The 21,290-nt window shown below is 70.0% G+C and carries 15 protein-coding genes and 1 pseudogene; 13 read left to right on the top strand and 3 right to left on the bottom strand.

Translation table 11 applies throughout. The features are described 5' to 3' along the window. Positions 1–2 precede the first annotated feature (2 nt). From DDW44_RS23770 to DDW44_RS23760, 3 genes are read left to right on the top strand one after another with little or no spacing between them, the layout of a single operon-like run. Complete coding sequence (locus tag DDW44_RS23770) at positions 3–641, top strand: hypothetical protein (RefSeq protein ID WP_108908921.1); 639 nt, start codon at positions 3–5, stop codon at positions 639–641. A 2-nt stretch (positions 642–643) separates the two neighbouring features. Then, positions 644–5,401 carry a putative T7SS-secreted protein gene (locus DDW44_RS23765; protein ID WP_108907664.1) on the top strand — a complete coding sequence of 1,586 codons (4,758 nt, stop codon included), beginning with the start codon at positions 644–646 and terminating at the stop codon, positions 5,399–5,401. 7 nt (positions 5,402–5,408) lie between these two features. Beyond that, positions 5,409–6,167 carry a hypothetical protein gene (locus tag DDW44_RS23760; protein WP_240800723.1) on the top strand — a complete coding sequence of 253 codons (759 nt, stop codon included), beginning with the start codon at positions 5,409–5,411 and terminating at the stop codon, positions 6,165–6,167. A gap of 201 nt (positions 6,168–6,368) precedes the next feature. Here DDW44_RS23760 and DDW44_RS23755 read toward each other — a convergent pair whose 3' ends face one another. The 3 genes from DDW44_RS23755 to DDW44_RS23740 form a co-directional block, all read right to left on the bottom strand. Further along, positions 6,369–6,932 carry a dihydrofolate reductase family protein gene (locus DDW44_RS23755; protein WP_108907663.1) on the bottom strand — a complete coding sequence of 188 codons (564 nt, stop codon included), beginning with the start codon at positions 6,930–6,932 and terminating at the stop codon, positions 6,369–6,371. A 157-nt stretch (positions 6,933–7,089) separates the two neighbouring features. Next, complete coding sequence (locus tag DDW44_RS32175) at positions 7,090–7,620, bottom strand: hypothetical protein (RefSeq protein WP_166802847.1); 531 nt, start codon at positions 7,618–7,620, stop codon at positions 7,090–7,092. A gap of 792 nt (positions 7,621–8,412) precedes the next feature. Beyond that, positions 8,413–9,507 (bottom strand): YeiH family protein, encoded by a 1,095-nt coding sequence (locus DDW44_RS23740; protein ID WP_108907660.1) that lies wholly within the window; start codon positions 9,505–9,507, stop codon positions 8,413–8,415. 109 nt (positions 9,508–9,616) lie between these two features. Here DDW44_RS23740 and DDW44_RS23735 point away from each other — a divergent pair, with 109 nt between their 5' ends. The 10 genes and pseudogenes from DDW44_RS23735 to DDW44_RS23690 all read left to right on the top strand — a co-directional run bounded on the left by DDW44_RS23735 (position 9,617) and on the right by DDW44_RS23690 (position 21,259). Then, on the top strand, positions 9,617–10,642 hold the full coding sequence (locus DDW44_RS23735; RefSeq protein ID WP_108908919.1) for a LysR family transcriptional regulator: 1,026 nt from the start codon (positions 9,617–9,619) through the stop codon (positions 10,640–10,642). Between the two features lie 213 nt (positions 10,643–10,855). Beyond that, the gene (locus DDW44_RS23730; RefSeq protein WP_108907659.1) at positions 10,856–11,650 is read left to right on the top strand and encodes a GntR family transcriptional regulator; all 795 of its coding nucleotides are present in this window, start codon (positions 10,856–10,858) and stop codon (positions 11,648–11,650) included. Between the two features lie 5 nt (positions 11,651–11,655). Then, positions 11,656–14,402 (top strand): annotated as a pseudogene (locus tag DDW44_RS33575) (fumarate reductase/succinate dehydrogenase flavoprotein subunit). A gap of 12 nt (positions 14,403–14,414) precedes the next feature. Then, positions 14,415–14,642, top strand: a complete 228-nt coding sequence (locus DDW44_RS23720) for a 4Fe-4S dicluster domain-containing protein (protein WP_027733159.1) — start codon at positions 14,415–14,417, stop codon at positions 14,640–14,642. 13 nt (positions 14,643–14,655) lie between these two features. Continuing rightward, positions 14,656–16,122 carry an ABC transporter substrate-binding protein gene (locus DDW44_RS23715; RefSeq protein ID WP_108907658.1) on the top strand — a complete coding sequence of 489 codons (1,467 nt, stop codon included), beginning with the start codon at positions 14,656–14,658 and terminating at the stop codon, positions 16,120–16,122. 93 nt (positions 16,123–16,215) lie between these two features. Continuing rightward, positions 16,216–17,112 carry an ABC transporter permease gene (locus DDW44_RS23710; protein WP_108907657.1) on the top strand — a complete coding sequence of 299 codons (897 nt, stop codon included), beginning with the start codon at positions 16,216–16,218 and terminating at the stop codon, positions 17,110–17,112. Beyond that, positions 17,109–17,882: an ABC transporter ATP-binding protein gene (locus DDW44_RS23705; protein WP_108907656.1), complete on the top strand. Its 774-nt coding sequence runs from the start codon at positions 17,109–17,111 to the stop codon at positions 17,880–17,882. The genes DDW44_RS23710 and DDW44_RS23705 overlap by 4 nt, the downstream gene beginning before the upstream one ends. A 61-nt stretch (positions 17,883–17,943) precedes the next feature. Next, positions 17,944–18,282, top strand: coding sequence for a ferredoxin (gene fdxA, locus DDW44_RS23700; RefSeq protein WP_108907655.1), 339 nt, complete (start codon positions 17,944–17,946; stop codon positions 18,280–18,282). Then, the gene (locus tag DDW44_RS23695) at positions 18,279–20,195 is read left to right on the top strand and encodes a 2-oxoacid:acceptor oxidoreductase subunit alpha (RefSeq protein WP_108907654.1); all 1,917 of its coding nucleotides are present in this window, start codon (positions 18,279–18,281) and stop codon (positions 20,193–20,195) included. The genes fdxA and DDW44_RS23695 overlap by 4 nt, the downstream gene beginning before the upstream one ends. After that, positions 20,192–21,259 carry a 2-oxoacid:ferredoxin oxidoreductase subunit beta gene (locus tag DDW44_RS23690; RefSeq protein ID WP_108907653.1) on the top strand — a complete coding sequence of 356 codons (1,068 nt, stop codon included), beginning with the start codon at positions 20,192–20,194 and terminating at the stop codon, positions 21,257–21,259. The genes DDW44_RS23695 and DDW44_RS23690 overlap by 4 nt, the downstream gene beginning before the upstream one ends. Positions 21,260–21,290 lie beyond the last annotated feature (31 nt).

The following is a 21,290-nucleotide window of genomic DNA, read 5'->3' as shown; positions in this document are numbered from 1 at the left end:
GGATGGACCTGAACTTCGACAAGGCGTCGGTGGCGAGGTTCACGCAGGGTGTTGGCGCCACCATCGACGGGCTGAGCGACCTGGGCGGCGCGACCGGTGCGGTGATGGGCAAGGGCTTCTCCGAGCTGTCGATGACGGGGATGGAGGCCGGGCACCACGGCCTGTCGGTCGACTTCGAGGACTTCTCGGAGCGCTGGGAGTGGGGCGTGCGCGCGCTGGTGAGCGACGCCGGCGAGATCGCCAACCGCCTCGGGCTGGCGGCGGGCACCCAGTGGGAGCACGACCAGTACGTCCAGGGCGCGCTCAAGGTGGGCGTGAACTCCGTGATGGGCGGCAACCCGCACGCCTCTGAGCAGGAGATCACCCAGCAGGACTGGGGTGATGTGTTCACTCCGGACTGTCTGAACCCGGACTGGAGCGCGGAGTCGTTCGACCGGGCCGGTCAGGAGATGGCGCAGACCTGGAAGGACACCGGCCGCACGGTCCTGACCGAGGGGCAGGGTGGCCGGCAGTCGCAGATGCTCAACGACGCGTTCGGCATCTCCGACGACCAGTGGAACCAGGCGCTGGACGACACCTTCGGCCCGTCGCCAGAGGAGCGCGCCCGGCAGGCGCAGCAGGTTGAGAACGGGGGCGACTGAGCGTGGGCATCGGCGACTTCATCAGTGACATCACTCCCGACTCGGTGGAGGGCGCGGTCGAGGACGGTGTCGAGTGGGTCGGCAACCGGGTCGAGGACGCCGGGAAGTGGACCGCCGACCGGATGGACGACGTCGGCTGGGAGTCCGGTGCGGACTGGGTGCGTGAGCAGTCCCGCTCGGTGGCCGACCGGATGGGCGCCGAGGTCGACGAGATGGACCTCGGGCAGACCGAGGACAAGACCAGGCTGATCTACGGCAGCCCGGACAAGCTGCGCGCCACCGCCCAGAAGCTGCGCGGTTTCCAGAAGGCGTTCGACGACGCCGGCAGCGGACTGAAGTGGCTGGACTCCTCGCGGTTGAAGGGCGAGGCGGCCGAGGCACTGCGCAAGGCGGTGGGCACCCAGCCGCCGAGGTGGTTCACCGGTGCGGACGCGTGCGAGAAGGCGGCGGGCGCACTGGAGGCGTTCGCCGGAACCGTGACGTGGGCGCAGGAGCAGGCGCAGACGGCGATCGACAAGTGGAAGGAGGGCGTGAAGGCCTCCGAGGACGCCGCCGACGCGCACCGCAAGAAGGTCGACGACTACAACAAGGCCGTCGACGGCTACAACGCCAAGCCCGCCGACCAGCGCGACCCGTCCACACTTCCGCCGCGCCCCGCCTCGACGTTCGACGACCCGGGCAAGAAGCTGATGCAGGAGGCGCAGGACATCCTCGCCGATGCCCGCAAGCAGCGGAACACGGCCGCGGAGACCGCCCGTAGCGCGGTCCGTGCCGCGCGGGACCTGGCACCCGGGAAGCCGTCGTACGCGCAGCAGGCGGGCGACGGTCTCCAGGAACTGCAGATCATGGGCGACCACGTCGGCGGCGGCCTCATCAAGGGCACCGCGGGCCTGGTGAACTTCGTGCGCGGGATCAACCCGCTGGACCCGTACAACCTGACCCACCCGGCTGAGTACGCCACCAACCTCAACAGCCTCGCCGCCGGACTGGTGGTCGCCGCCAACGACCCGGTCGGCACCGGCAAGCAGATGATCAGCGACTTCATGAAGGACCCTTATGAGGGCTTCGGCCGGCTGCTGCCGGATGCCGCGCTGGCCGTGGCCACCGGCGGAGGTGGCGCCGCCGTCAAGGGCGTGCGCATCGCCGCCGACGCCGCACGCGCGCGCAAGCTGGTCGACGACGCCCCCGACGGCACCCACAACCGCCCCGACAGCGAGCGCACCACCGACGGCACCGACCCCGTCGACCTCGCCTCCGGCCGGATGTTCCTGCCCCAGACCGACCTGGCGGTCCCCGGCATCCTGCCCCTGGTCTTCAGCCGCCGTACCGAGTCCGGCTGCACGGCCGGCCGCTTCCTCGGCCCTTCCTGGACGTCCACCGTCGACGAGCGTTTGGAGATCGACCCCGTCGGCGTCGTCCACGTCACCGCCGACGGCCGCCTCGTCCCCTACCCGCACCCCGTCCCCGGCGCGCCCACTCGTCCCGAGTCGGGCACTGCCCGCACCCAACTGGCCCGGGGCGCGGACGGCGACTACACGGTCACCGACCCCGACACCGGGCTCACCTTCCACTTCACCGCCCCGCCCGGCGGCGAACCCGGAGGCGACGGCACCGCCTGGCTGACGTCCGTCACCGAACGCAACGGCCACACCATCACCGTCGACCGCACCGACGACGGTCTGCCGCTGGCCCTGGTCCACTGGGCCGGACACCACGTGAAACTGACCACCGCCGAGGGCCGGATCACCGCGCTGTCCCTGACCGGCGCGGGCGAGGCGGGCACGGATCTCCCCTTGATGCGCTACGGCTACCAGGACGGCAACCTCACCACCGTCACCAAACCCTCAGGCGCCACCACCACCTTCGTCTACGACGACCGTCGCCGCGTCACCGCCTGGATCGACTCCAACAACAGCCGCTACGACTACGCCTACGACGACCGCGACCGCGTCATCGCCGAAGGCGGCGAAGCCGGCCACGTCCAGATCACCCTGGCCTACTCCGAACCCGACCCCGAGACCGGCCACCGCGCCACCACCCTCACCACCGCCGACGGCCACACCACCCGCCACCTGGTCGACCACCGCTGCCGGGTCCTCGCCACCACCGACCCCCTGGGCCACACCACCCGCTACACCTACGACACCCACGGCAACCTCCTCACCCGCACCGACCCACTCGGCCACACCACCGCCCACGCCTACGACGGGGACGGTCGGCTGGTCTCCGTGGTCCGCCCGGACGGCACCGAACTGCGCATCGAGCGCAGCCCACACGGGCTGCCAACGGAAGTCGTGGGGCCGGACGGCGCCCGCACGACCTACGCGTACGACGAGCGCGGCAACCGCATCGCGGTCATCGACCCGACCGGTAGGACAACCCGTTCCGTCTACGACGACGCCGGCCGCCTCACCCGGGTCACGGACGCCCTCGAAGACACGGCCTCGGTGGTGTGCGACGCGGCGGGGTTGATCGTGGAGGTGAGCTCCCCGTCCGGCGCCATCACCCGCACCGAGCGGGACGGGCTCGGCCGTCCGGTTCGTATCACCGACCCGACGGGCGGTGTCACCCTGTTGGAATGGAACGCGGACGGGCAGCTCGCCCGCCGCACTGGCCCGGACGGCAGCACCGAGTCATGGAGCTACGACGGCGAGGGCAACTGTCTGACGCACATCGATGCCTCCCACGGCGCCTCACACTACGAGTACACCCACTTCGACCTCCCGCTCGCCACCGTCCGGCCCGACGGCGGCCGCTACGAGTTCGAGCACGACAACGACCTGCGCCTCACCCGGGTCACCGATCCGCGGGGGCTGACCTGGACCTACGAGTACGACGCGGTGGGCAACATCGTGTCCGAGACCGACTTCGACGGGCGCACCTCGACCTACCGTCTGGACGCTGCTGGCCGGCTCATCAAGCGGGCCGACGCGCTCGGCGGGACCATCTCGTTCGAACGCGACCAACTCGGCCAGGTGCTCCGGAAGAACGTCGACGGCCGAGTGACGACCTATGCGTACGACCCGGCGGGCCGCCTCCTGGAAGCGGTGGGACCGGAGAGCCAGCTCCGTTACCAGTACAACCGCCGCGGTCAGGTCAAGACGGAGCTGGTGGACGGCCGCCCGCTCATCTACTCGTACGACGAACTGGGACGACGCGTCCGCCGAACGACCCCCACCGGCCATGTCACCACCTACGCCTACGGCTCCGACGGATTTCCCGCGCGGCTGACCACGGGTGACCGGTGGATCGACTTCACCCACGACGCCGCCGGCCGTGAGCTGACCCGCGTCTTCGGGAACGCGATCACCATGACGTCGGTCTGGAACGAGGCCGGACGGCTCGCCGAACAGTACGTCACCGCCGGAGTCCGGGCCGTCAACAGCCGTTCCTACGCCTACCGGGCCGACGGACGTCTGCTCTCCGTCGCGGACCTGCTGTCGGGCACCCGCACCTTCGAACTGGACCCAGTGGGCCGGGTCACGGCTGTCCATGCCCCCGGATGGACGGAGCGGTACGCGTACGACCCAGCGGGCAACCAGACCTCGGCGTCCTGGCCGGACCGGCACCCGGGCCACGAGGCCATCGGGCCACGCGCCTACGACGGCACCAGCATCACCCATGCCGGAGGCGTCCGCTTCGAGTACGACACTCTCGGCCGCATCACCCTGCGCCAGAAGACCCGCCTCTCCCGCAAGCCCGACACCTGGCGCTACGAGTGGGACACGGAGAACCGCCTCACCTCCGTCACCACCCCGGACGGGACCCGGTGGCGGTATCGCTACGACCCGCTGGGCCGGCGCACCGCCAAGCAGCGCTTGGCGGCCGATGGCGAGAGCGTGGTCGAGGAGATCCGTTTCACCTGGGACGGCCTCACCATGTGCGAACAGACCACACACCAGCCGGACGCGCCCCACTCGGTCACCCTCACCTGGGACCACCGGGACGTCGTCCCGCTGACCCAGACCGAGCGCCTCCTGACGGCCGACGACCGCCAGGAAGAGATCGACCGCCGGTTCTTCGCCATCGCCACCGACCTGGTCGGCACCCCCACCGAGCTGATCGACGAGTCCGGCGACTTGGCCTGGCGCAGCCGGAGCACGCTCTGGGGCACCACCGCCTGGGCCCGCGACAGCAGCGCCTACACCCCGCTCCGCTTCCCCGGCCAGTACTACGACCCCGAGACCGGCCTCCACTACAACTGCTTCCGCCACTACGATCCCGAGACCGGCCGCTACGCCTCCCCCGACCCGCTCGGGCTCGCTCCCGCGCCGAACCCCGTCGGCTATGTGGACAACCCGTACACGACGTGCGACCCGCTGGGGCTCATGCCCAAGTACACGAAGGAGGAGAAGGCCCGGAAGCGGCTCGACAAGGTCGTGGACGATGTCATCGACAGGGCGCAGAACGGCGAGTTCAAGAAGCACGCCAAGTACCACGGGGACGAGATGCACGCCTTCACCGACGAGCGAGTGCTGGAGATCCTCAAACAACCGGACGCGGTGTACCAGTCGACGGGCACGGCCGGGAAGCTCATCTTCCGACAGGGCGACGACGTCGTCGTGATCCATGGGCCCGGCAGCAGCCAGGGCCAGGCCATCACGGCGTACGGACCATCGGGCATCAAGGGCGACTCAGGGGCGGAGGCGCTCGACGGCAAACCCACGGACCCCGGTGCGCCAGTGACCCATAAGGACATTGTGGAGGGCAAAATTCCTGCCAAGGACGGCTACATGGCTCCAGGCGTGCAGATCAGATGAGGCGGTAATGACCATGACACTGACCTTCGACGGCGACTGGACCGCGTCGGTGACAGAAGATCCGCTACTCCTCACGCCCCGCTTCACGGGCAACTCCGTGGACCTCGCTCACCACGCGGACGTGAAGGAACGCGAGCGGTTTCTGGTGGCCACGTTCGGCAGCCGGGACTGGCTGTGGGACAGTCCCGACGTCCTCCGGTTCGATCCGGACAGCCGGAATCTGGTCGGGGCCGAGTTGCAGATGCCGTACGTCTCCGCGGACGCCGAAGCCGTCCCCCGGCTTCCCAACCTGCCCGGGATACGCCCCGGCGGACTCCGTGCAGACGAGGTCCGCGACTTCCGGCAGGAGATGTGCACGGTACTGTGCCGTGCCCCCGGGGACTCCGTACTGGCCTGTCTGCGCGATCTCGACGTCCTCGACGAGCCACTGGAAGCGGGCATCGGCATCGCCCCCGACGTGGCACTCCTCGTCCAGCACGGCACGGTCGTCGGCTGGAGCCTGACCGACCCGGCCCGCTACCTGACCACCGAGTTCACCACCCCCGACCCCACCCCGCCCTCCCCCGCCACCCGCCGCCTGCTCACCGAGTGCCTGGACCTGATCACCACCCCGGTGATCGACGACCTGGTGGACGGCGAACCGGCCGCCCTTGCCCGGCTCCGCGCCACCGACGAAGCCCTGCGCGCCCAGCACGAGGACCGGCACCGGGCCGACGCCCTGCGCACGCTCATCACCACGCTGGTCGACGACTACGCGAACCAATGAATCACCACGCTGGGCGACCCGCCAGCCGGCCACCGTCCCGGAGTACCGGGCCGCGGGGGCGAGCCGCAGCCCCAATGGAAGCGTAGGCGTAGCCCCTGCGTGCGCGGGGGCGTGCTGAGACCGTGCCTGAGCAAGGCCGTTGACGGTCGCGGCCCGAAGGCGGCGGCGGAGCAGCGTTCAGGGGCTTCGCCCCTGTGCCGTTCAGCGCCGCACGCGGTAACGGAGACAGGCGACGCCCGAGCCGAAGGTCCGGGTCTCCGCGAGTTCGAGATCCACCCTGCGCTCGTCCCGGGGAAAGAACGGGATACCGCCGCCGACCAGTACCGGATGGACCATGGCCCGGTACTCGTCGATCAGGCCCGCCGCGGCGATCTCGGCGGCGAGCCTCGCACCGCCGATCGCGATCTCGCCGTCGCCCGGCTCGGCCCGCAGCCGCTCGATCTCCTCGGCCGGACTGCCGGAGGCCAGGCGGGCGTTGCCCTCCACCGCCGACAGGGTGGTGGAGAACACCACCTTGGGGAGCGCCTTCCAGAGGGCGGTCCACTCGCGCGTGTCCTGGTCGGACGAGGGCTCCTGGTCGGCGGTCTCCCAGTACAGCATCGTCTCGTACAGCCGCCGCCCCAGCAGATGGACGCCGACCTGACGGATGCCGTCGGTCCAGAAGCGGAAGACCTCCTTATCGGGTTCCGTCCAGTCGAAGCCGCCGTCCGGCCCGACGATGTAGCCGTCCAGGGAGACACCCATCGAATAGGTCACGCTGCGCATCGGAAACCTCCTCGGAGAGAGGTCCGAGACTACGGCCGCCGTCCGCCCGGCCCGCCCGCGCGGGCGCCGGCACCGGGCTGTGTCGTCCGGCCGGGCGGGCGGCGGGAGCGGCCGGGGAGGGTGGCGGTGGTGAGCGCGAGGGCAACGCCGGCCGCGATCAGGACGGTGGTCGCGGGCCGGACGTGCGCCAGGAGAACCCGGTGGCCGACGCGCTGATGCCGTAGCCGATGCCGCTGCCCGCGTACTGGAGGGAGTAGCCGACGGGGTGGGAGGCGGGGAGGGCCCGTTGCAGTGACAGATTCCGCGCGGCCAGCACGACGGCCTGGCACAGACCGGCCAGGAGCAGCAGCGCGCCGAGGGCGCCCACCGAGGGGGCGGCCGCCATCGCGCCCGTCGCCGCGACCGTGGCGTACAGCAGGAGGACGCTGTGGCGTTCGGGGCCGCCCGGCCAGGTGCGCAGGCCGTACAGGAGGCCGCCGAGGATGCCCGCGAGGGCGAAGCCGGTGAGCAGGGGGCCGCGTACGCGATGGGCCGGTCCCGCTGTTCGAGGAGGGCCGGGAGGGCCGGCCGCCGCCCGCTCCTGTGCCTGCTCATCGGTCCCCCGCCTCCTCAGCCCGCCGCGACCAGATACACGCCGGACTCCTCGAAGCGCCGGGCGGTACATATGGCGCTCCCACACCACGGACATCGGCAGCGCGCACGAGCCGCACTGTCGATCAGACCCATGCGGTGCCCCACGGAGTGGTCATCAGAGCGCCTGAGCAGCGACACAACGGGTCTGACACCCCATCAGAACGAGCGTCACTTGAGCGTCACGGGCGTCATTTTAGCGTCAAGATATCGCCCGTAGCGCCCACACTACACATCATGCCCACACACAAACCGCAGGTCAGGAGCGCTTCTCGGCAGGCTCCAGAACCGCCACGCACTCCACGTGATGCGTCATCGGAAAGGTGTCGGCCTGAGCGAGTCACGGAAAGGACCAGGTCAGAGCGCCTTTCTCGGCTCGCCGCGCAACGTGCGCCCAGAGCGTCAAACGAGCGTCACGGTCGACAGCCCATCCCGCCCCCTCGGGCCAAACCGAGCTGCCACGACCAGTTGCCCCAGCAGGCTCCGTCCCGCTCACTCCAGAGGCCAGCTGGCTTAGCATGACCCGCGCCGCTCGTCCGGCACCAGAATGGAGGCATGCCCTCCAGCCCACAACACCCCGCACCCATGCCGAAGAACCTTTCGGGGACGGAGGCCGAGGACCTCGCGCTGTACCGGGAGAAGTTCCGGCGGCGTCTGCCGGAGTCGATGGAGGAGTTGCACGGCCCGATCCAAGGGGTCACAGCTTCCGCGCCGCTTGTGATCGGAAACAGCGACAACCGTTGCCGCCGTCGGTGGGGTGATCGGTCCGTGGATGGCCCGGATTCTCGTCGTCCGTGCACGCTGGACGACGAGGGTGGCCGTCAAGCAGGCAGCCCGGTCCGTGCCGGACTCAGAGCTGACCGGTGATCGACTGGAGACCGACACTGGTCGCGCCGACGGCGGCCCAGAGGATCGCTCCTAGCAGGAGTGGGCGCGGACCTGCCTCGCGAAGTTTGGAGAATTTCAGCGACAGACCGATCCCCGACAAGGCCAGAGTGATCAGGAACGTGCTGATCACGGGTAGTGCGGGCTCCCATGAGGCGGGGATGGCGTCGTATGTGGCGGCGGCTGAGGCGAGCAGGAAACCGATGATGAACACGGGGAACGCGCGCCAGATCCGTCGGCCCGCGCTCTCGTCCTGCCGGGCGTCTTGGGCTCGCCGCCCGAAGGATCGCCACAGCACCAGGGCCACACAGATCGGCACGATCATGAGACTGCGTGTCAGTTTGACCACCACCGCGTACTGGCCGGCCTCGGTTCCGTAGCTGTAGGAGGTGGCGACGACCGAGGATGTGTCGTTGATCGCGGTGCCGCTCCACAGGCCGAACGCCTCCTGCGACATCCCGAGAAGATGGCCGATCGGAGGACACAGGACGATGGCGGCGATGTTGAAGGTGAAGATGGTGCCGAGGGCGTATGCGACGCGGGCCTCGGCGGCGCCGACGGCGGCGGTCACCGCGGCGATCGCCGAGGCTCCGCAGACGCCCGTGCCGACTCCGATGAGCAGCCTGGTCTCGGAATGGACACCCAGCAGTCCGCCGACGGCCCAGGCGCCGAGCAGCGCCATGGCCAGCGTGCCCAGCATGACCGGCAGGGACCCAACGCCGACTCGCAACACGTCACTCAGCGACAGCCCGGTCCCGAGCACGACGATGGACGCCTGGAGGACCTGTCTGCTCGCGATCGCGAACCCGGGGCGCAGCCGCTCGGCCGTTCCGCGGGGGGCCATCCGTCTCAGCAGGGCTCCGGCAAGAGCACCCACCACGATCCCGAACACCGGGCCGCCCACGGTCGGGACGAGACGGCTCAGCCAGGCGGCCGGCAGCGCCACCGCCACCGCTACCGCAAGTCCCGGCAGTACGGCTCCCGACGCGCGGCCGGCGCGCCTGGTTCCGGCGAGTACGCGTGGCAGCGGCTTGACCGGCAGGGCATGGGACGATTCCATGGCCTCTCTCCCTTCCTGCATCCCTGTTGGCGAGTTGCATCTGCACGATCGCCAGGGCCCGCCGGTCTCCGGTAGAGACCCGTTTGAGAGGAGGTCATAAGCAGTGCTGATGGGCCTTCCGCCGGGGACGCCGGAACTGAAAGTGCTGGACCTGCTGGTCTCCGTCGCCCAGACCGGCAGTCTCGGTCGGGCCGCCGCGCGGCACGGGATGAGCCAGCCGGCGGCGAGCATGCGCATCACAGCGCTGGAACGGCAGCTGCGGCTGGTACTGCTCGAGCGCGGTCCCAGCGGGTCACGCCTCACCCCGGCCGGGATCGCCGTCGTGGACTGGGCACTGCCGGTGCTCGACGCGGCCCGGGCGCTGGTCAGTGGCGTCGCGGCGCTCCACGCGGATCAGCAGGGACGCCTGCGGATCGCCGCGTCGATGACCATCGCGGATCACCGGGTGCCCGGGTGGCTGATGGCCCTGCGCACCCGGCTCCCCGAGGTCAAGGTCGCCCTGCGAGTCGGCAACTCCTCGCAGGTCGCCGACATGGTGCGCGGCCGTGAGGTCGACCTCGGTTTCGTCGAGGGCCCGCACGCGCCGGACGGGCTCCGCAGCCGCACCATCGCCGAGGACGAACTGGTCGTGGTGGTCGCTCCGGGGCACCCGTGGGCCAGGCGCAGACAGCCGCTGCCGCTGCGGACACTGGCGGCCACGCCCTTGATCGTGCGCGAACAGGGCTCGGGCACGCGGGACGCCGTATGGGAGATCCTTCGCCGTTCCGCGGAAACGACCCTCCGTCCGCCGGCACTGGACGATCCCGCTCCTGCGGTGCCTTCCGCCGGGGCCCCCAAGTTCTCGGGAGGTGCCGCCGGACGGATCCCGGCCCAGCTGCAGATCGACGCGGAACCCGCGCCACCCGCGGCGGAACTGGGTTCCACCACCGCGATCAAGTCGGCCGTGTCCACGGGCGACGCCCCTGCGGTGCTGAGCCGTCTCGCCGTATCGGCCGAACTCGACGACCGACGGTTGATCAGCGTGCCGCTGGAGGAACCCGCCCTGCTGCGGCGGCGGTTCCGGGCCGTCTGGCTGCGGGAGACGCCCCCGGTGGAGCCGGCGGCCACGCTGCTGACTCTGGCCGCCCGCAGATAGACGGGCGGCCCGCGGGCGACCGGCCACCACGCACCGGAACCCCTGCCCGACGGGTGCCCGCACGCCCGTCCCTCGCCCACAGCCCTGGCGCTACCGGCTCACCCATGTCTGTTATGCCAGGTCAAGAGAGTGTTGGCAGCCATGCGGTTGGCGTAACCAGTGCGTAATTCCGGCAACCGGTCGGCGTAACACCGCATCCGCAGCATTCCGGCCATGACAGGGATCGTCGCAGGTAGCAGAGGTTCAGGTAGCCGTGTCGCACCGGTACGGCGCATTCGGGACGTGTTGCGCACCCGCATTCTCACCGGCGTATACGGAACCCGGCCGCTGCCCTCCGAGACGGAGCTGGCCGCGGAACTGGGAGCCAGCCGCAACGTCGTCCGGGACGTCCTCGCGCTGCTGCGCATCGAGGGCCTGGTCGACCGGATTCCCGGTGTCGGAACGTTCGTCGTGTCAGGAAAGGCCGTACAGGGACTGGACCGGCTGCGCGGACTCGCGGAGAGCTTCGACACCGGCTGCGACCGCGTGGTCAACCAGGTGCTGCTGGCGGACACCGTGCCCGCCACACCGACCGTCGCCGAGCGTCTCGAACTCGACCCGGGCACCGAGGTCATCGCCCTGGAGCGGGTGCGGCTGCTCGACGGGCAGCCCCTGTCGCTGGACGCCAGTTACCTTCCCGCGGACATCGGCAGGCCCCTGCTGGAGATGGACCTGGCGCGGCACGACATCTTCGAGCTGCTCGAAGGCGAACTGGGCTACCCCTTGGGTGCCGCCGCCCTGTCCATAGAGGCGATCGCCGCCGACCGCACGGTCGCCGACCTGCTGCGCGTGGCGGACGGCTTTCCCCTGCTGTTCCTCGAACGGCTCACCTACACCAACGCGGGCCGGCCGATCGATCTCGAGTTCGTCCGGTTCCGCGGCGACCGGATGTCCCTGGCCTGCTGGCTCCACCGCACCCCCGGTCCGCCGCCGAAACACCCTTCCACCGACAGCACCGAAAGGGGCTGACCTTCGTGCAGATCCCACCCCAGTCTCAGCGTCGCGAGTTCACCTGCGACGTTCTCATCGTCGGCGGGGGCACCGCCGGCACCATGGCGGCCCTCACCGCGGCAGCGAACGGCGCGGACGTCCTCCTGCTGGAGAAAGCCCACGTACGTCACTCTGGTGCCCTGGCCATGGGCATGGACGGGGTGAACAACGCCGTCGTGCCCGGCAAGGCGACCCCCGAGGACTACGTCGCCGACATCACCCTCGCCAACGACGGCATCGTCAACCAGCGCACCATCTACGAGACGGCGACCCGCGGCTTCGGCATGGTGCAGCGGCTGGAGGGCTACGGCGTCAAGTTCGAGAAGGACGAACACAACGAGTACGCCGTGCGCAAGGTGCACCGCTCGGGCAGTTATGTGCTGCCGATGCCGGAGGGCCGCGACGTCAAGAAGGTCCTGTACCGCACGCTGCGCGCCCGCCACGTGCGTTCCCGGGTCACGATCGAGAACCGGATCATGCCGGTGCGGGTCCTCACCGTCGACGGCCGGGCGGTCGGCGCGGTGGGGTTCGACACCCGGTCCGGGGAGTTCGTCACCATCTCGGCAGGCGCGGTCATCCTGGCCGCCGGGGCCTGCGGGCGCCTGGGCCTTCCGGCCAGCGGCTATCTGTACGGCACGTACGAGAACCCGACCAACGCCGGCGACGGTTACGCGATGGCCTACCACGCGGGCGCGGAGCTGTCCGGCATCGAATGCTTCCAGATCAACCCGCTCATCAAGGACTACAACGGGCCCGCATGTGCCTACGTCGCCAACCCATTCGGGGGCTACACGGTCAACGCCGACGGCAACCGGTTCGTCGACTGCGACTACTGGTCCGGCCAGATGATGGCCGAGGTCAAGCGCGAACTGGACAGCGCCCGAGGCCCCATCTACCTCAAGCTCAGCCATCTGCCGGACGCCACGATCAACCAGATCGAGGGCATCCTGCACACCACCGAGCGGCCCACCCGCGGCACCTTCCACGAAGGCCGGGGCCACGACTACCGCACCCGTGACATCGAGATGCATGTCTCGGAGATCGGCCTGTGCAGCGGCCACTCCGCCTCGGGCGTCTGGGTCGACGAGCACGCCGCCACCACCGTGCCGGGTCTGTACGCCGCCGGAGACATGGCCTGCGTCCCGCACAACTACATGATCGGCGCCTTCGTCTACGGAGACATCGCCGGCGAGCACGCCACCGCCTTCGCCACCTCCGCCGGCCGGCCCGCGCTGCCCGAGGACCAGATCGCGGCGGCGCACGAACTGATCTACCGGCCGCTGTCCCACCCGGACGGACCACCCCAGCCGCAGGTGGAGTACAAGCTCCGCCGGTTCGTCAACGACTACCTCCAGCCTCCAAAGACCGAGCGCTACCTGACCCTCGGTCTGGAGGCGTTTAGGCGGATGAGCCGCGAGATCGCCGGCATGGGGGCCCGCACGCCGCACGAGCTGATGCGCTGCGCCGAGGTCACCTTCATCCGGGACTGCGCGGAGATGGCGGCGCGCGCCTCTCTGGCCCGTACGGAGAGCCGCTGGGGCCTCTACCACCAGCGCGCCGACTGGCCGGAGCAGGACGACGCGAACTGGTTCCGTCATCTGAACCTGCGCAAGAGCGGGGCGGGAGAGGCCGGCGGGAACGGGGAGATGGAGACGCTGACCCGGCCGATCGCCCCGTACATCGTGCCGGTGCCCGGATTCACCCGCCCGGACGGGGTACCGGACGTGCCCGCCCCGACCGGTGCCGACCTGGCGGCGGTGTGGGGATGACCGACACCACGCCCGGACAGGGCGGTCCCCACCGCATCCTGGCGCTCCTCGAGCTCGCGGACGAGGCGCCGACCACCGAGGAACTGGCAGAATTCCTCACCGACACCGACCCCGACGTACGCCGTACCGCGCTGACCGTCCTCAGTGAGGCCGCCGAATCCTGGGAGGAGCCGTCGGCGGTCTTCGCCGCGGCCCTGCTGGACCCGGCCGCGACGGTCCGCCGCGTCGCCATCGAGCTGCTGAGCGAACTGCGCGAGGTGCTGGTGTCCGGTGAGCGTTTCTCGCGGTCGCTGCGCGAGGCGTGCGGGCATCCGGACACCGACGTCCGGGCCGCCGCTGTGGTCGCCCTGTGGCGTCACCGGCTGTGCGGCGTCGACGAGTTGACCTCGCTACTGAACGACCCCGACGAGGTTGTGCGCTGCGAGACCGTGCTGGGGCTCGTCTCCCTGGACGCACTGGACGCGCTGGCACAAGCCGCCGGCGATCCGGCCGCCTCGGTGCGTCTCGCCGTGGCCCGGGGTCTGGCCGCCGTCGGAGACCCGCGCGGCGCCGCCACCCTGATTCGCCTCGCCGAGGACTCCGACGTCCTGGTCCGGGCCGCGGCCCTGTCCGCCATGGCGCACACCGGCTGCACCGAGCAGGCGGCGGACCTGGCCCGCACGGCGCTGGCCGACCCGGCCTGGCAGATCCGGCAGGGGGCGGCGGCCGCACTGGCGGTGGCGGATCCCCAGCAGGCCGTCGCCCCGCTGATCACCGCGACGAGGGACACCAACCTCGACGTACGCAAGGCCGCCGTGCGTGCCCTCGGGGGCCTTGCGGCAGGCCGCCCGGACGTGCGGGCGGCGCTCGAGGCGGCCGTTGCCGACGTGGACGCCGATGTCCGCGCCTTCGCTCGCATGGGCCTGACCGACGTGCGGTCCGACCCCACCGAATCCCCGACCACCGACACCGCGACAGGCTGAAGGAGACCACTCATGGCGCACGCATCCCACCGGGTCGACGTACCGGTCACCATCGACGAATCCAAGTGCATCGACGGCTGCACTCTCTGCGTGGACATGTGCCCGCTGGACTCACTGGCCATCCACCCCGAGACCGGCAAGGCGTACATGCACGTCGACGAGTGCTGGTACTGCGGTCCCTGTGCGGCCCGCTGCCCGGTCGACGCGGTCACGGTCGACATCCCCTTCCTGCTGCGGTGACTGGAGCCTGGCCATGTATCCCTTTCCACACCCCGTCCCACGGCCCTCGCTCCCGCAGCGGCCCCGCCGCCTGCCGTCGCTCGCCGTAGTCGCCGTACTCGGGCTCGCCGCCGGTGCCTGCGGTACCGAGTCCTCGGCCGGCGGTTCCTCGACCGTGGTGGTCAACATCGGCTACCAGTCCAAGACCATCAACACCGTCACCGCGGGCACCCTGCTGCGCGACCGGGGCACCTTCGAGCGCAAGCTGAACGCCATCGGCAAGGCCAAGGGGGTGCGCTACAAGGTCGTCTGGCAGGACTTCCCCTCGGGGCCGCCGCTGACCGCCCAGATGATCGCCGGCAAGGTGGACATCGGCTCCATGGGCGACTACCCGGTCCTCGTCAACGGCTCGAAGACGGCCGAGTTCCCCGACGCCAAGTCGGAGCTGGTCGCGGTCACCGGCTACAACCTGCGCGGATCGCTCAATCAGGTCGTCGTGCCGAAGGACTCCCCGGCACAGAAGCTGACCGATCTGCGCGGCAAGGTGGTGTCCACCAGTGTCGGTTCGGCCGCGCACGGAATGCTCGTGAACGCCCTGCGGAAGAACGGGCTGAGTCCGGACGACGTCAAACTCCTCAACCAGGAACCGGCGGTCGGCGCCTCGGCGCTCGAAGGCGAACAGGTCGCCGCGTTGTCCCAGTTCGTGCCCTGGCCGCAGCTCATGGTGTTCCGCAGGCAGGGCAGGCTGCTCTACGACGGCGGGTCCAACGGCGTCCCGACGTTCCACGCCGTCATCTCCCGCGAGGCATACGCCGACGATCACCCCGAAGTGATGCGGGCCTTCCTGGAGTCGGTCCGCGACACGGCGGACCACCTGAACAAGAACCCGCTGGCCGCCGCCGAGCAGGTCGCCAAGGTCACGGGAATCGAACCCGAGGTGATCTACCTCTACAACGGACCGAGCGGCCTGGTGACCTTCGACCCGACCATCAAGCCCCAGCTGGTCGACGCGCTCTCCAAGAACCTGCCCTTCCTCAAGGACCTCGGCTCGGTCAAGAACCTCGACCTGGGCAAGTTCGTCAACGACGGCTACCTCCGCAAGATCTACGGCCCCTCGTACGACGCCGCCAGCAAGAGCACCGCGTCCCCGAGCACGCTCAGCGGCCAGGACCCGGTCTGCCACGTGCCCGTCAAGGATCCACGCACCGCCTCCGAAGTGTGGTTCGGCGGTCAGGAGTCGACCGGGGTCGCGGCGACTCCCACCTGCCTGCTGCGGCGGATCGCCGCCCACGACGGAGGTGTACGAGCCGCCTACGTACCGGACGCGAAGGACGGGACCCGGATGTTCGCGTCCGCCGCGACCTGGGTGCTCGACCCCGGCCGATCCGCGAACTCCCGGCTGCTGCCGTTCGCGGTGGCCGCGGACGCGGATTCCTACCTGGCGGACCACTCCGACGCACGAAAGCTCGGCTACGAGGCGGCGCTTAAGGCTGCTTCGTGAGCCGTGGCCGATCGATGGACCCGCACCTATCGCAGAGCTGAGCAGGTATCGCAGGAATCGCAGGAATCGCAGGAATCGCAGGAAAGAGGACGCATGACAACGACTCCGGTCTCCCAGCAGTCCCTGAAACCCACCGCTGATCCCCCCGTCGCAACCCCGCGACCACGCACCGGTCTGCGCGTCGGCTTTCGCCCGCTCACGGCGCTCGGAGCGTCGCCGCGCCGGCTGGCCGCCCGAGCGCAGGCAGCACTGCCGCTGGCCGCCGCGCTGCTGCTCTGGTACCTGCTCACAGCCAACGATGTCGTCCTGTGGCTGCGCTTCGACAAGGTGCCCGGCCCGGCCGACGTGTACGACACCTTCAAGGGGCAACTGGTGTCCGGCAGTTACTACCACGACCTGCTGGCGAGTCTGCGCCGGATCCTGCTCGGCTTCGGGCTCGCCGCGGTGAGCGGAGTGGCCATCGGCATGGCGGTCGGGCGTTCGCGGGTCGTCCAGGCGCTGGTCCGGCCGCTGATCGAAGTGGCCCGCCCGATCCCGGCGATCGCCCTGGTACCGCTGGCGATCCTCGTGTTCCCGACCGGGGAGCAGGGCATCGTCTTCATCACCTTCTTCGCCGCGTTCTTCCCGGTGGTGGTGAGCACCATCCACGCGATGAAGACCCTGCCCAAGGTCTGGGAGGAGGCCGCCCGGACGATGGGCGCCCGCCGGCTGTCCGTACTGGCGCACGTGGTGCTTCCCGGAGCGATGCCCGGTATCTTCTCGGGGCTGTCCGTCTCCGTGGGGGTGGCCTGGATCTGCGTGATCAGCGCCGAAATGATCTCCGGTCAGTTCGGCATCGGGTACTACACCTGGCAGTCCTACGGCCTGCTCGACTACTCCGGTGTGATCGTCGGAATGCTGTCCATCGGCATCCTGGGCTGGGGCACGGCCTGGCTGGTGGAGCGGCTCGGGTCCCGCGTCAACCGGTGGCTGCCGAGGAACGCCCGATGAGCGCCGGAGCGCACGTCCGGCTGGAAGGGCTGAAGCTCGCTTTCGGCGACATGCCGACCGCCGAGGTCGACCTCGATGTGCGGCCGGGAGAGATCGTCGTCCTGCTCGGGCCGTCCGGATGCGGGAAGTCGACCATTCTGCGGGCCCTGGCGGGGCTGCTCACACCCACCGCCGGGCGCGCGGAGGTCGACGGGAAACCGGCGGGCGGGGCCGACACGGCCTGTGCGATGGTCTTCCAGGAGGACGCTCTGCTGCCCTGGCGTTCGGCCGCGCGCAATGTCGAGTACGCCCTCAAACTGCGCGGCGTGCCCCGGCGGCAACGGCTTCAGGAAGCCGAGGAGCTCCTGGCCCAGGTCGGCCTGGAGGGCTTCTTCGACCACCTGCCGGGCCAGTTGTCGGGCGGCATGCGGCAACGCGTGCAGCTCGCCCGGACACTGGCCACGCGCCCTCGGGTGATGCTGATGGACGAGCCGTTCGGCGCCCTGGACGCCCAGACCCGCTCGGAGATGCAGCAGCTGCTGATCTCGGTCTGGCGGCAGTACGGGACCACGATCCTCTTCGTCACCCATGACGTCGACGAGGCCCTGCTGCTGGGCGACCGGGTCGTCCTGCTCAGCCCCCGCCCCGCCGTCGTACGCGGGATCGTCGACATCCCCGGACCGCGGCGTCCGGGAGCCCAGTTCGAACCCGAATTCGCCCGCCGCCGCTACGAGATCCTCGCGTCACTCGGCGACGCACCGCCCGCCGAGCTGTCCCCTGAAGGCGCCTGAAGTCCCTGTCGCCCGAACCACTGCAGATCGTTCGACCCCACACCAAAGGAGTCACCTCGTCATGACTTTCGTCATCGGTGCCGCGTGCGTCGACGTCATGGACCGCGCCTGTGTCGACGAATGCCCGGTGGACTGCATCTACGTGGGGGAGCGCATGGCCTACATCAACCCCGACGAGTGCATCGACTGCAGCGCCTGTGAACCGGTCTGCCCGGTCGAGGCCATCGCCACGGTCGAGGAACTCGCCCCCGAGGACGCGCCGTTCGTCACCGAGAACGCGCGCTTCTTCTCCGAACCGCTGCCGGGGCGCACCGAGCCTCTGGGCTCGCCCGGCGGTGCCGCGGACGTCGGTCCGATCGGTGTCGACACGCCCTTCGTCCAGAGTTACGTGGCGCCATGAGCGGCACGGACGCCGGCCTCGCAGGGACGGACGCCGACCTCGCAGGAATCGCGCGCACCGAACAGACCGAACGGCTCGAGCGGGTGGTCATCCGGTTCGCCGGTGATTCCGGGGACGGTATGCAGCTCACCGGCGACCGGTTCACCTCGGCGGCCGCGGCCTTCGGAAACGACCTGGCCACACTGCCCAGCTTCCCCGCCGAGATCCGCGCCCCCCAGGGCAGCATCGCCGGAGTCTCGTCCTTCCAGGTGCACTTCGCCGACTATGACATCCTCACCGCCGGAGACCGGCCCGATGTGCTGGTGGCCATGAACCCGGCCGCTCTGAAGGCCAATCTCGCCGACCTGCCGCCGGGCGGCACGGTGATCGTGAACACCGACGAGTTCACTCCGCGCAATCTGACCAGGGCCGGCTACCTCGCCGACCCACTGGAGGACGCCACACTGACCTCCTTCCAGATCCACCCCGTGGCCATGACCACGCTGACCCGGGGCGCGCTGGCGGACACCGGTCTGAGCAAGAAGGACGCGGAGCGGGCGAAGAACATGTTCGCCCTGGGCCTGCTGTCCTGGATGTACCACCGTCCGACCGCCGGGACCGAGCGGTTCCTGCGGCAGAAGTTCGCGCGGAGGCCCGAGATCGCCGAGGCGAACATCCTTGCCTTCCGGGCCGGCTGGAACTACGGCGAGACCACCGAGTCGTTCGCCGTGACGTTCGAGGTCGCTCCCGCGACGTCCCTGACTCCGGGCACGTACCGGCAGATCACGGGCAACACCGCCCTGGCATACGGAATCGTCGCGGCCGGGGTTCGGTCCGGGCTGCCGGTGTTCCTCGGCAGTTACCCGATCACCCCTGCCAGCGACATCTTGCACGAGCTGTCCCGGCACAAGAACTTCGGCGTGACCACAGTGCAGGCGGAGGACGAGATCGCCGCCGTCGGCGCCGCGCTGGGAGCCTCGTACGGCGGGGCCCTGGGCGTGACCACCACGTCCGGTCCCGGTCTCGCCCTCAAGAGCGAGACGATCGGCCTGGCCGTGATGACCGAGCTGCCGCTGCTGGTGATCGACGTACAGCGCGGCGGACCGTCCACCGGCCTTCCCACCAAGACGGAGCAGGCGGACCTGCTGCAGGCCATGTTCGGGCGCAACGGCGAATCCCCGGTACCGGTCCTCGCGCCGGCCACCCCGGCGGACTGCTTCGACACGCTGCTCGACGCGGCCCGATTCGCTCTCACGTACCGGACACCGGTACTGCTGCTGTCCGACGGCCATATCGCCAACGGCTCCGAGCCCTGGCTCGTCCCGGACGCCTCGCAACTGCCGGACCTGAGCGTCGAGTTCACCACCGAGCCCAACGCTCCCGACGGATCCGGGGGCTTCTGGGGCTACCTGCGCGACCCGCACACCCTCGCCCGGCCCTGGGCGGTGCCCGGCACCCCCGGACTCGAACACCGCATCGGCGGCCTGGAGAAGGCCGACGGCACGGGCGACATCTCCTACGACGCCGACAACCACGACCGCATGGTGCGGCTGCGGCAGGCCAAGATCGACGGGATCACTGTGCCCGACGCCGTGCCGGACGACCCGTCCGGCAGGGCCGAGGTCCTGGTGGTCGGCTGGGGCTCGTCGTACGGGCCGATCGGCGCCGCCGCGCGCCGTGTCCGCCGAGCCGGGTACCCCGTCGCCCATCTGCATCTGCGCCACCTCAACCCCCTGCCCGCCAACCTCGGCGAGGTGCTCTCCCGCTACCGGCGCGTCATCGTCCCTGAGCTGAACCTCGGCCAGCTCGCGCTGCTGCTGCGCGCCAAGTACCTGGTCGACGTCGTCTCCTACACGAAGGTCGCCGGTCTGCCGTTCGGCGCGGAAGAACTTCAGGGCGTGTTCACCAATGTGATCGAAGGAATCCGAACATGACCACCATCGACCTCGGCCTGCCGGGCCTCGGCGGGCAGGCACTGGTGCCCGCGTCCGAGACGAAGCTGTCGCCGAAGGACTTCAAGTCCGACCAGGAGGTGCGCTGGTGCCCCGGCTGCGGTGACTACGCCGTCCTGGCCGCTGTCCAGGGCTTCATGCCCCGGCTCGGGCTGAAGCGGGAGAACACCGTGTTCGTCTCCGGCATCGGCTGCTCCTCCCGCTTCCCGTACTACATGAACACCTACGGGATGCACTCCATCCACGGCCGCGCCCCGGCCATCGCCACCGGCCTGGCAGTCACCCGTCCCGATCTGTCGGTCTGGGTGGTCACCGGGGACGGGGACGCCCTGTCGATCGGCGGCAATCACCTGATCCACACCCTGCGACGCAACGTGAACCTGAAGATCCTGCTGTTCAACAACCGCATCTACGGACTCACCAAGGGCCAGTACTCGCCGACCTCGGAGACCGGCAAGGTCACCAAATCCACCCCCATGGGCTCGGTCGACGCCCCCTTCGATCCCATCTCACTGGCCCTGGGCGCCGGGGCCACCTTCGTGGCCCGCGTCCTCGACTCGGACCGCGCGGGGCTGACCGACGTGCTCACGGCGGCCGCAGAACACCGGGGCACCGCGCTCGTGGAGATCTACCAGAACTGCCCGATCTTCAACGACGGTGCCTTCGAGGTCCTGAGGCAACCCGGCCAAAAGGAGCGGCGTCTCATCCCGCTGCGCCATGGCCAACGGCTGCGCTTCGGTGCCAACAAAGAATACGGCGTGGTCCGTACGGGTTCCGGAGGGCTGGAGACGGCGAAGGTCTCGGGAGTAGGGGAGGAGACGCTGGTGGTGCACGACGCCACCCTGGAGGATCCCACCTACGCCTTCGCCCTGTCGCGGCTGTGCTCCCAAAATCTCTCCCACACCGTCACCGGCGTCTTCCGCTCCGTCAGCCGCCCGATCTACGACGACCAGGTCCGCGCCCAGGTCGAGCAGGCCAGGAGCACCACACCCGCCGACCTCCAGTCCCTGCTCGCGGGCAAGGACACCTGGGCGGTCGCCGGCTGACGTCGCCCCACCCCGCCTTCACTCCTCAGCG

This window comes from Streptomyces tirandamycinicus (assembly GCF_003097515.1).
Lineage (GTDB): Bacteria > Actinomycetota > Actinomycetes > Streptomycetales > Streptomycetaceae > Streptomyces > Streptomyces tirandamycinicus.
The sequence above is the reverse complement of the archived record's forward strand: the minus strand, read 5'-3'. Positions and strand labels throughout refer to the sequence as shown.